Raw genomic sequence first — 11835 nt, 5'->3', positions numbered from 1 at the left:
AACACATCACACGTCCCGTTGATTCCGTTGTCCTTTCTTCGCCTGCGGCTTCTTGCACTGACAGTTTTCACACTCAGTGGTAGGATGAACGGCGAATTATAAAAACGGTAACAAGCATGTTAGACAAAATTATTCGAATTGCCACCCGACAAAGCCCACTCGCTCTCTGGCAGGCACATTATGTGCAGCAGCGCCTGATGGCCAGCCACCCTGGCCTGCAGGTTGAACTGGTGCCAATGGTCACTAAGGGCGACATTATTCTGGATACGCCACTGGCGAAGGTCGGTGGTAAAGGGCTGTTTGTTAAGGAACTTGAGCTGGCGTTACTCGATGGCCGCGCCGATATCGCCGTCCATTCGATGAAAGACGTCCCGGTAGATTTCCCCGCCGGCCTGGGTTTGGTGACCATTTGCGAGCGCGACGATCCACGCGACGCATTTGTATCCAATCGTTTCACCTCGCTCGATCAACTGCCGCAGGGCAGCGTGGTTGGCACCTCCAGCCTGCGCCGCCAGTGCCAGTTACGTGAGCGTCGTCCGGACCTGATCGTGCGCGATCTGCGCGGCAACGTTGGCACCCGTTTGTCAAAACTGGACAACGGTGATTACGACGCCATTATTCTGGCGGTCGCCGGGCTCAAGCGCCTGGGACTGGAACAACGCATCCGCAGCCCGCTTAGCCCGGAAGAGTGCTTGCCGGCGGTAGGTCAGGGTGCGGTGGGCATTGAGTGCCGCCTCGACGATGAAACCACCCGTGCGCTACTGGCCCCGCTCAATCATGCCGTCACCGAAACCCGCGTTCGTGCCGAACGTGCGATGAATACCCGGCTGGAAGGCGGTTGTCAGGTGCCGATCGGCAGCTATGCCGAACTCGATGGCGACAGCCTGTGGCTGCGTGCATTGGTAGGCTCCCCGGATGGCAGTCAGATGGTGCGCGGCGAACGTCGCGGCCCGGCAGCGCTGGCGGAACAAATGGGCATTGAGCTGGCGGAAGAGTTGCTGGCGCAGGGCGCTCGCGAAATTCTACAGGATGTTTATCAGGGAAATCCTCCGGCATGACGATTCTGGTAACCCGCCCTTCTCCTTCGGGAGAGCAATTGGTAAGCCGACTGCGTGCGCTCGGCCGGGTTGCCTATCATGCCCCGCTGATCGATTTCGCCCCTGGCGGCGATCTGCCCAAACTGCCGCAGGCGTTGCAGCAACTCAATGATGGCGATTTGGTGTTTATCCTGTCGCAACATTCGGTCAGCTACGCCAACTCGGTGATGGGTCGCGTTGGGCTGCCATGGCCGGCCAGGTTGGCCTATTATGCTATCGGCCGTAACACCGCACTGGCGATGCACCGCATCAGCAGCCTGCCGGTGGAATATCCGCGCGAGCAGGAAATCAGCGAAACGCTGCTCCTGTTGCCGGCGTTGCAGAATCTGGACGGTAAGCAGGCATTGATCCTGCGCGGCAACGGCGGGCGTGAGCTGCTCGGCAACAGCCTGAGTGAGCGCGGCGCCGCCGTCAGCTATTATGAATGTTATCAACGCAGCCCGGTGCATTATGATGGCAGCGAGCAAAGCGCCCACTGGCAACGTGCCGGTGTTGATACGCTGGTAGTCACCAGCGGTGAAATGTTACAACAGCTCTATACTTTAGTTCCTGATTACTACCGTTCATCGTGGCTGTTGCGTTGCCGCCTGGTCGTAGTGAGTGAACGCCTGGCTACCCTCGCCCAGGAATTGGGCTGGAGCACAATTCGGGTAGCTGATAACGCCGATAATGACGCGCTGATCCGCGCGCTACAATAAACCTGACTATGGGATGTGCCACTATGACGGAACAAAATACCCCCTCCGCCCCGGTTGAAGAGCCAACCCCAGTGGCTGATAGCCCCAAGCCACCAGACGCTAACCAGCGTAAAGGTAAAAATACCGGCCCGATATTGGGCGCGATCGCCATCGTGCTGGTTATTGCCCTTGGCGCGGGTGGCTATTACCACACACATCGACAGGCACAGCAGTTGATCTCCGCCAATCAAAACTTGCAGCAGCAGCTCGAAGCGCTGAAACAGAGCCAACAGCAGGAAAAAAACGCGCTGGAAGGCCTGTTGCAGCAACAGGGAAAAACGCTGGATGCCGCCGACCGCGAGCAAGCGACCCTGACGCGACAACTGAGTGAACTGCAAGAAAAAGTCGCCATCATCTCCGGCAGCGACGCCAAAACCTGGTTACTGGCACAGGCCGACTTCCTGGTGAAAATGGCCGGCCGTAAACTGTGGAGCGATCAGGACGTGACTACCGCCGCCGCCCTGCTGAAAAGTGCCGATGCCAGCCTGGCAGACATGAACGATCCGAGCCTGCTCGAGGTTCGTCGGGCGATCACCGAAGACGTCAGCACGCTGTCCACCCTGACCCAGGTGGATTTCGACGGTATCATCCTCAAGACCAATCAGTTATCCAATCAGGTTGATAACCTTCGCCTGGCGGATAACGACAGTGACGAAGCGCCGATGGATCAGGACAGCGGTGAGCTGTCGAGTTCGATCAGCGAGTGGCGACAAAACCTGACCAAAAGCTGGCACAACTTTATGGCCGACTTTATTACCGTTCGCCGCCGTGATAGCAGTGCCGAACCGTTGCTGGCGCCGAACCAGGACATTTATCTGCGCGAGAATATCCGTTCGCGCCTGCTGGTTGCCGCTCAGGCGATCCCACGCCACCAGAACGAAGTGTATAAACAGTCGCTGGAAACCATCTCGACCTGGATCCGCGCCTACTTTGATACCACCGACCCGGCCACGAAAGCTTTCCTGGAAGAGTTGGATGCCCTGAGCCAGCAGTCAATCACCATGGACGTGCCGGACCAGTTGAAAAGCCAGCCACTGCTGGAAAAACTGATGCAGACCCGGGTGCGTAATCTGATGACCCAGTCCCCTGCCGCTCATCAGGAGGGATAAGCCATGTTACGCGTGCTATTTCTGTTCCTGGTGCTGATCGCCAGCGTGGTGGTCGGGCCGATGTTGGCCGGCCATCAGGGCTATGTGCTGATTCAGACCGATAACTACAATATCGAAACCAGCGTCACCGGCCTGGTGATCATGGGCGTCCTGCTGTTTGTCGTGCTGCTGGTGATCGAATGGATCCTGCGCCGCATCTTCCGCACCGGTGCTCATACCCGCGGCTGGTTCCTGGGGCGTAAACGTAGCCGTGCGCGCAAGCAGACCAAGGCCGCGCTGATCAAACTGGCTGAAGGCGATTACAAGCAGGTCGAAAAACTGCTGACGCGCAACGCCGATCACGCCGAACAGCCGGTGGTGAACTACCTGCTGGCCGCCGAGGCCGCGCAGCAACGCGGTGACGATTTCCGCACTAACCAATACCTGGAACGCGCCGCCGAAGCCGCCGACACCGACCAGTTGCCGGTAGATATCACTCGCGTGCGTATCCAACTGGCGCAGGGCGAAAACCATGCCGCACGTCACGGTGTCGATCGCCTGCTGAACCAGGCGCCGCGTCACCCGGAAGTGTTGCGTCTGGCCGAGCTGGCTTATCTGCGCACCGGCGCTTTTGCCTCGTTGCTGGAGATCCTGCCGTCGATGAGCAAGATCAACCTGCATACCGAGGCTGAACTGCAGGTCCTGCAGCAGCAGGCCTATATTGGTTTGATGAATCAGGCCATGGCAGATGAAGGCAGCGAGGGTCTGAAACGCTGGTGGAAAGATCAGAGCCGCAAAACTCGCCATGAGGTTCCGCTGCAAATCGCGATGGTGGATCACCTGATCGAATGCAATGACCATGAATTGGCGCAGGAAATCGTACTCGATAGCCTGAAGCGTCAGTACGATGAGCGTCTGGTGTTGTTGATCCCGCGCCTGAAGTCCGGCAATCCGCAGCAGTTGGAAAAAGCGCTGCGTCAGCAGGTGAAGCAACACGGTGCCACACCGCTGCTCAACAGCACGCTAGGTCAGCTGTTGATGAAACACGGCGAATGGCAACAGGCTGCCGATGCATTCCGGGAAGCACTGAAACAGCGCCCGGATGCCTACGACTACGCCTGGTTGGCGGACGTGCTGGATAAGCTGCACCGCTCGGACGAAGCGGCCCAAATGCGTCGCGAAGGTCTGATGTTGACCCTGAAGCAGAACGGCGAGTCATAACGGCATTATCGAAAGATCAAAGCGCGGCATGGTTGCCGCGCTTTTTTTTCGCCTGTCGCTTATATTCAGGCAAAAAAAAACACTTGCCGCGGTGGCAAGTGTATAAAAAAGCAATCAGGTCTAGGACAACAGGGGCGGTGCCTCACTCAACGTTATGCCCGGAGTGTGATGTCTGCGGCTGCAAGCAACGCTGACATCGTTCTGGTGGGCAATAGGCACCTTAAATCGGCTCTGCGTCATTCCCAGGGTTTATGAAGCCTAAGGCAAACATAAGAGGTGGAATGAGCATCTACGAAATAGATATTGCACTTGGCGTGCCAACTTTGGGAAAAGTGCCATTTAGCTTGAAGGAAAAAATTTAATTCTTTGAATTAAAAGAGATTTAATCGTCATATTAAATTTATCGCCTCTCATCGGATATAAACCCACTCTCCCCCTGGCCCCAGCAGATATGTCGCCTTATAACGACGACTTAAGCCAAAGTGATTTTTATCTTATTAAATCATAATGTTATATGTCTCAACCTGGCGACAATGCGCCATGCCGATGTCGCTGAAAACCAACACGGCTCCAGAAACCCATAGCAGGACAACAGGAAGTTAAAAGTGAGGTTTACCGAATGGCAGAAAGCGAAAAGCCCGTTCATTGCTGAACGGGCTTTTCTGAATGTGGTCGGCGAGAGAGGATTACTGCATCTGCGATGCCGCCCTGCGGGCCGTTGCTAAAGCAACGTTGTCTCGCTGCGCTCGGCTCAAACCTCCTTCGGAGGTGCTCATCCTATAAACTACAGACGTAAAAAAACCCGCTAAAAGCGGGTTTTCTTGAATGTGGTCGGCGAGAGAGGATTCGAACCTCCGACCCACTGGTCCCAAACCAGTTGCGCTACCAAGCTGCGCTACTCGCCGATTTCTTGTTGCAGATACTACCGAATTTTATCGCTTATGTCTATGTAAATATTAAATTTATTAGACATTTTGTGTGTGGTGCGAAGAGAGGGACTTGAACCCTCACGTCCGTAAGAACACTAACACCTGAAGCTAGCGCGTCTACCAATTCCGCCACCTTCGCACAGTCACAAAACAGCTTACAATTCTTCACTTCTCTTAGGAAGTGGGGTGGCTAATGGGACTCGAACCCACGACAACTGGAATCACAATCCAGGGCTCTACCAACTGAGCTATAGCCACCATTACTTCTTAACTACTTCACGCGGTAATACTACCACCGCAGCTCTTGCACACAAACTTAATGGTGCGCCCGACAGGATTCGAACCTGAGACCTCTGCCTCCGGAGGGCAGCGCTCTATCCAGCTGAGCTACGGGCGCATAGCGCCGTTGCGGGAGGGGATACTACGGTTTTAACCCAATCCTGTCTAGTGCTTTTTCGCAGAAATGTCGCGTTTGATTACGCTTTGCTCAGTCCCGCGCAGGAAAGGGCTATCCGTAGCCCTTTTTCACCGGTTATTGCTGGGTTTCTGTCCGTTTTTCAGCCGGATGATGTTTCTTGTGCATCCCGAAAACAAAGTAGCACAGGCTGACTGCCGCCAAGAATATTGCCCCGACCAGCAAAGAAATACGAGTATCCGGGTTAATTCCCATGCCGATCAGCACGCAGACCAGAAAAGCGATGGTCAGATAGTTCACATAGGGGAACATGATCGACTTAAAGCTGTGGGTTTTGATCGCTTCCTTATGGGCTCGGCGGAAATACAGTTGGCTAATCAGCACCACAAACCACGGCACCATACCCGGCAGCACGCTGGCGCTGTAGACATAGACAAACACCGCCTGCGGATTGGGGATCAGATAATTCAGGCCAGAGCCGACCAACAGACAGGCGATGGTCACGGCAATACAGTTCACCGGCACGCCGTTGGCAGACAGCCTGGTCAGTGAGGCAGGGAGTTGACGGTTTTTGGCCAGCGCATACAGCATGCGCCCCCCGCTATACATACCGCTATTGCAGCCAGAGAGTGCAGCGGTCAACACCACGAAGTTAATGATACCGGCAGCGGCAACGATGCCGATTTTGGCAAAGGTCAGTACAAATGGGCTGCCGGTGGTGCCGATACCGTTCCATGGGAAGATGGTGACAATGACAAAAATAGCGCCGACGTAGAAGATCAGGATGCGCCACAGGATGTTGTTAATCGCGCGTTTCAGCGTCACCTGCGGGTTCTTGGCCTCACCGGCGGTAATGCCGACCAGCTCAACCCCCTGATAGGACGCCACGACAATACACAGCGCAAACAGGAAGCCCTTCCAGCCGCCGGCAAAGAAACCGCCGTGCTCGGTCAGGTTGGCAAAGCCGATAGGCTGCCCCCCATTGCCAAAGCCAAACAGGATCACTCCCAGCCCCACCAGAATCATCACAATGATGGTGGTCACCTTAATCATGGCAAACCAAAACTCCAGCTCGCCGTACAGGCGTACCGCCGCCACGTTAGCCAGCGCTACCATCGCCACCGCGATCAGCGCCGGCAGCCACTGCGGGATCTCCGGGAACCAGAACTGCACGTAGACCCCAATGGCGGTAATTTCCGAGATGCCGACGGCAATCCACATAAACCAATAGCCCCAGGCCGTCAGATAGCCAAAGTAAGGACTCATATATTTATGTGCATAAACGGCAAAGGAGCCTGCGACCGGTTCAAGGAACAGCATCTCGCCCATCGAACGCATAATAAAGAACACGAACAGCCCGGCGATGATATAAGCCAATAATACCGACGGCCCCGCCCATTTCAGCGTGCTGGCCGAGCCCATAAACAGGCCAACGCCAATGGTGCCGCCCAGAGCAATCAGCTCGATATGCCGGGCTTCCAGCCCCCGGTGTAGTCCTTGCGGTTTTTCAGTGTGTGGCATAAATCCTCGATAATATTCTTTTGATTGTGTCTGCATGCCGGCCGTTACCGGTCGTTATTGTTTTATTGAAAAATAGCGTAAATCATCTCCCGCCGCTCTGGCGGACATCAGCTTGTGATAGGACGGTCTTACGGCGGAGAAAAACGTCGTTCAATGCGGCCACATCTGGCGCCAACAGCTGGGGATAATTTCTGGGCGGTATCGTTTCGCATTTTGCCGCTATAAGCAAACCGCAATTTAAAACTTTATGGAATAAACATGGAGGGGTTTAGCGGCTGAGGTTATAGAGTGCTGGATAATTGGCCACAAAGCAGATTAATTGAACAACTCATTGCGTCGGGGCAGAAAATCCGCCCCAACGCCTTGATTACATCTTGCCGCGATAATAGTAACTCACGAACTTCAGCAACCGCAGTTGGCGCCCAAGACGGCTCGGCTGGCTGAGCAGCCGGTAGAGCCATTCCAGGCCGAGGTTCTGCCAGACCTTTGGCGCACGCTTAACGTGCCCGGTAAATACGTCGTAGGTCCCGCCTACGCCCATATACAGCGCTTGCGGATGCACCTTGCGACAATCACGCATCAGGATCTCCTGTTTTGGCGATCCCATCGCAACCGTCACTATCGCGGCCCCGCTGGCACGGATACGTTCAAACAGGGGTTCACGTTGCTCCGGCTTGAAATAACCGTCCTGGCTACCGACCAGATTCACATTCCACTGGCTGCGCAGCTTCTGTTCGGTTTCTGCCAACACCGACGGCTTGCCGCCAATCAGGAACACCGGCGTGCCTTCACGACCGGCGCGCTGCATCAGCGCCTCCCACAGATCGGCTCCCGCTACCCGAGACACGTCGGCACCCGGATATTTACGGCGGATTGAGCGCACCATGCTGATGCCGTCGGCATACTTATACTCAGCCTCGTCCAGCAAGGCATGCAGCTCAGTGTCCTGCTCTGCCGTCAGGATTTTTTCGGCGTTCATGGCAACCAGCGTGCCGCGCTTGACCCGGCCGCCGTCAAACAGAAAATCCATGCATTGCGCCATATCGCGAAATCCCCACAGGCTGAAACCGCGCAGCTCATATTTGGGAACCGAGATTTTTGCTTCCATCTTATTATTACCCTTACAAAAGGCCGTCGGCCCGCACAGAAGAAGCAGGCGGTGTCAGCGTTCGCGAACGCTGCACTCGCGCCTTAATCAATCCGGCAGTATCAAACAGCCAGTACAGCAATTTTGCCATCAGCAAACAGACGCCGAAAATGAGGCAGAAGAACACCACCCGCGAGACAAACGAATCCACCCCTTCTCGCGCCAATACGATGATGTTGAATACCGCGCCAAAGCAGAAGCCCTGCAATATGGCGGCTTTATAACGGTTCGATTCGCTTTTGCCCATCTCATACAGCCAGTCGAACCACTTGATGATCATACCCACCAGCACCGCGCCAACAGGAATAAACAGCGCGCCCCCCATCACCACCAGCGAACCGATCAGCGTCGGTGAGATCGCCAGGCCAGAATGGTTATCCAGCACTTCCCAGGTGAAATAGTTGGCAGTATTGAGCACCGTGTCCGGTCGGCCCGGCCATAGCCAGCTCGGAATAAACACATAGAAATCACGCACTATCGGCGCCAGCCCCTGGAAATCAATCTTGTCGTAGTTTTGCAGCAGCAACGCCAAATTTTCCCACGGCGAGAAGGTGTCACGCGTCAGATAGAGGAAGGTATAAAACGCCTCGGGGCCACTGACGTCCAGGCTGTAGCGCTTTAACGCCAGCCAGAACATGCCGACAATGCCGAACACCCCCGCAGCAACCAGCATCCACAGCGAGATCCAGCCGCGCACGATACCGATAAACAGGAATAGCGAGAAAGCGATAATGATATTGGCGCGGGTGCCGCCAACAATCACATAGGTGAGGATGCCAAAAGCTACCGTCGCCGCCAGGAAAAAGAACCAGGCTCGCAGATCCTGCTTCAGGAAATACACCACCAGCATCGCCGGAATGAAGAAATAGAAGAACCGCTTGAGCGCCACGCCCGACACGTCACTGGAGAAAATCTGGCTGTATGAGTTGAGCTTGAACAGCAGAAAACCGTTTTGCAAAAAGAAAATGCCGACGGTAACGATCGCCACCAATGCCAGTAAAATCCAGGTCAGATGGGTTTCAACCCGGTTCATGCTGAATACCGCTTTACGCGGTTGCACGCTACGCTTGCGCAGCCGGGTTTTATAGCTGACGTAGTAAATCGCATAAAACGCGGTGGCCGAGAGGATGGCATACAGCAAGAACTCGACCGGCACCACCTCAACGTCAAACTGAAACACCAGCAGGCAGGTCAGCGGGAAGCCGAAGTAAAACGTCAGCAAATACAGCAGCGAAAAGAACACGTTGAAGTTAAAACGGACGCGCCGAAACTCCTGATAGGTCAACGTCAGAACAAACAACGTGCCAATCAGGTAGACGACAAATAACCCGCCAAATTGCGCCAGCGTCATGAGTTATCCCCTGCCGCCAGGGCTAATGCCTGTTGCCAGCCATCAACGTAGTTGGGATTAAAGAACGCGATCGCCTGCTTGTCCACTGACGCCAGTTGGCGTTGCGCTTCACGCACTACCGCCTCATCCAGAGAATCACCGTAGAACAGCACCGGCAGGTGCTGCTCCGCCAGATCCTGCCAGAACGGGTTCTGCCGGCTCAGCACGAACGGCACGCCAAACTGGATCAACAGGCAAAGCGTGCCGATACCCTGCTGGCGGTTAAAGATAAAGTAGCCAAGATCGCACTCGCGCAGAATGTTCAGGTAGTCGTCGAACGCCACCTGCTGCGTCAGCACCTGCAGATTGCTGGCACTGAACAGCGCCAGCCCGGCAGTGCGGACCTGTTCAATATAAGCCTCGTTGTTGGCCGGATAACCCATCGGCAGGATCACGCGTACATCTGCGCCAAACTGTTGATGAATCGCTTTCAGTGCCTCAACGTGCCGGTTGGTGCGATCGCCGGAGTTACCCACCAGAATGGTCATCGGCCCAGCCAGATTTTTCTCGACGCTGATACCGGTCAATGCCGGATCCATCCGCGTCGGGAAATACAGCAGGGAGGCGGGCACACGCGCATGCCGCTGTTGATAGTGGATCACATCGCCACGGGTAGCGAATACGCGTCCGACGCGGCCTTGTGCAATGCGGCGCAGCAAATAGAACAGGCGGAATTTCCAACTGGTGGCGTTTTCATACAGGTCAGCGCCCCAGATATGCCAGCTGACCTGATGGGCTTTGATTTTGCCGCTCAGCAATGCCAGCCACAACGTCGGGTTAAACTGCCCATGGAAGAAGAAACGCTGGTCGCGATCGGCCTGAGCACGGGCTATAACCGCCATCGCCAGGCTTTTCTTGTCCGGATGACATTCAAGGTTCAGCTCGGGGAACGGCCCTAACGCAGCGGTATCTTTGGCAGCCACCATGAAATGGCGTGTCTGATCGGACGGCAAGCGTTTCGCCAACACGTCGTTGAAGAAACGCAGCACCGTCTGATTGTGATGCGGGATGTCAGATCCCAATACGTGAATCAGTGTAGTCATACTCGTCTACGATAAAGAATAAATACGCAGCTACAGAGCGTGAAATACACGATGTAGGTTGCCATGTAGGCCTGTGCCGCACCCAGCGCGCCGTGCAAAGGGATCAACCAATGCGAGAACAGCGTCAACAGCAGGAACTGGCTGACTTCGGTCAGGATATAAAAACGCAGCGACGCCTTGGCAATAACCAGGTAGCCAAATACATAAGCACCCACCTTCAGCACATCCCCCACCAGTTGCCAGGCGAACAAATCGCGCATCGCGACGAACTTGTCCGTAAACAGCAACCAGATAGCGAAATCGCGTAGCAACCAGACCGTGAAGCTTGCTGCCGCCACCGCAGGCAGCACAAATTTTAGTGAGCGTACAATCTCCTGCGAGATAGCGCTTTTTTCCTTTAACCGCGACAGCGTTGGCAGCAGATAGACGGTAAACGAGGCGGTAATAAACTGCAGATACGCATCGGAAATGCTGCTGACGCCCTGCCAAATCCCCACCTCTTCCCAACTGTAATGGCTTGCCAGCAGGTTACGCATCATCACATAGGCCACCGGCAGCGTCACTGAGGTGATCAGCGCCATAATGGTGAACTTGCCGAGATGGCTGGCCAGCGCCTTGTCCCATGCCAGCGCCAAATAGCTCAGCGGCAGGGTTTTGCGTCGCCACAGCATAAAACCGGCGGGCAACACTACCAATGCCGGTACCAATGCCAACCCCGCCAGCGCACCTTCATAACCGCCCAGCTTGAAGCACAGGTAGTAGGCCACCACGCCAATCAGGCTGCCGCCAATCACCGCCAGCGCATTGCCCATCGCATCGCGGTAGCCCTTCAGCACCGCCATAAACAGGTTGGCGTAAGCAATACCCATCTGAATAAACGCCACCGCCCGCACTACGCCGACATAATCAGCATGGCCGAATAGCCCGATACTGATAGGTTTGGCCGCGAACAAGAACACCAGCGCCAACAGCGTGGAAAAAACCAGCACGATGGTCGACGCCGTGCCAACAGCCAACCGCAACCGCTGCGGATCCTGATGATATTCGGCAACGTATTTTGTGATGCCGTTAAAAATCCCGGCACCGGACAACACGCCCAGCACGGTAATCAACTGGCGGAAGTTACCCGCTTGCCCCACCCCGCTGGGGCCAAAGGCCACCGCCAGCAGTTTCACCACCAACAGCCCCACGCCAATCTTGATAAGCGTAGAGCCGGCGGTCCAAATCGATGCTTTTGCCAGCGACAT

9 protein-coding genes, 4 tRNA genes and 1 other RNA gene are annotated in these 11835 nt (G+C 55.4%); 4 read left to right on the top strand and 10 right to left on the bottom strand.

Annotation, left to right across the window (positions count from 1 at the left end):
* The first annotated feature begins 116 nt into the window (after positions 1-116).
* From hemC to hemY, 4 genes are read left to right on the top strand one after another with little or no spacing between them, the layout of a single operon-like run.
* Entirely contained in the window at positions 117-1058 is a 942-nt protein-coding gene (hemC, locus tag M2406_RS22645) for a hydroxymethylbilane synthase (protein WP_115183444.1), read from the top strand.
* On the top strand, positions 1055-1795 hold the full coding sequence (gene hemD, locus M2406_RS22640; protein ID WP_012004648.1) for a uroporphyrinogen-III synthase: 741 nt from the start codon (positions 1055-1057) through the stop codon (positions 1793-1795). Before hemC ends, hemD begins: the two co-directional genes overlap by 4 nt.
* Positions 1796-1818: 23 nt before the next feature.
* A complete protein-coding gene (hemX, locus tag M2406_RS22635) occupies positions 1819-2943 on the top strand; it encodes a uroporphyrinogen-III C-methyltransferase (protein ID WP_012004647.1) in 1125 nt (374 codons plus the stop codon).
* Positions 2944-2946: 3 nt separating this feature from the next.
* Positions 2947-4143: a protoheme IX biogenesis protein HemY gene (hemY, locus tag M2406_RS22630; protein ID WP_259191436.1), complete on the top strand. Its 1197-nt coding sequence runs from the start codon at positions 2947-2949 to the stop codon at positions 4141-4143.
* A gap of 669 nt (positions 4144-4812) precedes the next feature.
* On the opposite strand, the gene M2406_RS22625 is transcribed toward hemY, so the two are convergent.
* The 10 genes from M2406_RS22625 to wzxE all read right to left on the bottom strand — a co-directional run bounded on the left by M2406_RS22625 (position 4813) and on the right by wzxE (position 11835).
* Positions 4813-4940, bottom strand: a non-coding RNA gene (locus tag M2406_RS22625) — RtT sRNA.
* A gap of 31 nt (positions 4941-4971) precedes the next feature.
* Positions 4972-5048 (bottom strand) — tRNA-Pro (locus M2406_RS22620).
* A gap of 76 nt (positions 5049-5124) precedes the next feature.
* A tRNA-Leu gene (locus tag M2406_RS22615) sits at positions 5125-5211 on the bottom strand.
* Between the two features lie 43 nt (positions 5212-5254).
* Positions 5255-5330: transfer RNA gene (locus M2406_RS22610), tRNA-His, on the bottom strand.
* A gap of 62 nt (positions 5331-5392) precedes the next feature.
* Positions 5393-5469, bottom strand: a tRNA-Arg gene (locus M2406_RS22605).
* Between the two features lie 135 nt (positions 5470-5604).
* Positions 5605-7008, bottom strand: coding sequence for an amino acid permease (locus M2406_RS22600; protein WP_259191435.1), 1404 nt, complete (start codon positions 7006-7008; stop codon positions 5605-5607).
* A 367-nt stretch (positions 7009-7375) separates the two neighbouring features.
* A complete protein-coding gene (gene wecG / locus M2406_RS22595; RefSeq protein ID WP_012004643.1) occupies positions 7376-8116 on the bottom strand; it encodes a lipopolysaccharide N-acetylmannosaminouronosyltransferase in 741 nt (246 codons plus the stop codon).
* 13 nt (positions 8117-8129) lie between these two features.
* Positions 8130-9506 carry an ECA oligosaccharide polymerase gene (gene wzyE, locus M2406_RS22590; RefSeq protein WP_012004642.1) on the bottom strand — a complete coding sequence of 459 codons (1377 nt, stop codon included), beginning with the start codon at positions 9504-9506 and terminating at the stop codon, positions 8130-8132.
* Positions 9503-10588 (bottom strand): TDP-N-acetylfucosamine:lipid II N-acetylfucosaminyltransferase, encoded by a 1086-nt coding sequence (locus M2406_RS22585; RefSeq protein WP_259191433.1) that lies wholly within the window; start codon positions 10586-10588, stop codon positions 9503-9505. Before M2406_RS22585 ends, wzyE begins: the two co-directional genes overlap by 4 nt.
* The gene (gene wzxE, locus M2406_RS22580) at positions 10585-11835 is read right to left on the bottom strand and encodes a lipid III flippase WzxE (protein WP_259191431.1); all 1251 of its coding nucleotides are present in this window, start codon (positions 11833-11835) and stop codon (positions 10585-10587) included. Before wzxE ends, M2406_RS22585 begins: the two co-directional genes overlap by 4 nt.

Source organism: Serratia sp. BIGb0163 (genome assembly GCF_024809935.1).
In the GTDB taxonomy this organism is placed as follows: Bacteria; Pseudomonadota; Gammaproteobacteria; order Enterobacterales; family Enterobacteriaceae; genus Serratia; species Serratia quinivorans.
This window is presented reverse-complemented; position numbering and strand designations above follow the sequence as displayed.

Excerpts from the sequence above, each read along its gene's own strand:
- hemC (WP_115183444.1), top strand. The coding sequence starts at position 117 with ATGTTAGACAAAATTATTCGAATTGCCACCCGACAAAGCCCACTCGCT.
- hemD (WP_012004648.1), top strand. The coding sequence starts at position 1,055 with ATGACGATTCTGGTAACCCGCCCTTCTCCTTCGGGAGAGCAATTGGTA.
- hemX (WP_012004647.1), top strand. The coding sequence starts at position 1,819 with ATGACGGAACAAAATACCCCCTCCGCCCCGGTTGAAGAGCCAACCCCA.
- hemY (WP_259191436.1), top strand. The coding sequence starts at position 2,947 with ATGTTACGCGTGCTATTTCTGTTCCTGGTGCTGATCGCCAGCGTGGTG.
- M2406_RS22600 (WP_259191435.1), bottom strand. The coding sequence starts at position 7,008 with ATGCCACACACTGAAAAACCGCAAGGACTACACCGGGGGCTGGAAGCC.
- wecG (WP_012004643.1), bottom strand. The coding sequence starts at position 8,116 with ATGGAAGCAAAAATCTCGGTTCCCAAATATGAGCTGCGCGGTTTCAGC.
- wzyE (WP_012004642.1), bottom strand. The coding sequence starts at position 9,506 with ATGACGCTGGCGCAATTTGGCGGGTTATTTGTCGTCTACCTGATTGGC.
- M2406_RS22585 (WP_259191433.1), bottom strand. The coding sequence starts at position 10,588 with ATGACTACACTGATTCACGTATTGGGATCTGACATCCCGCATCACAAT.
- wzxE (WP_259191431.1), bottom strand. The coding sequence starts at position 11,835 with ATGTCGCTGGCAAAAGCATCGATTTGGACCGCCGGCTCTACGCTTATC.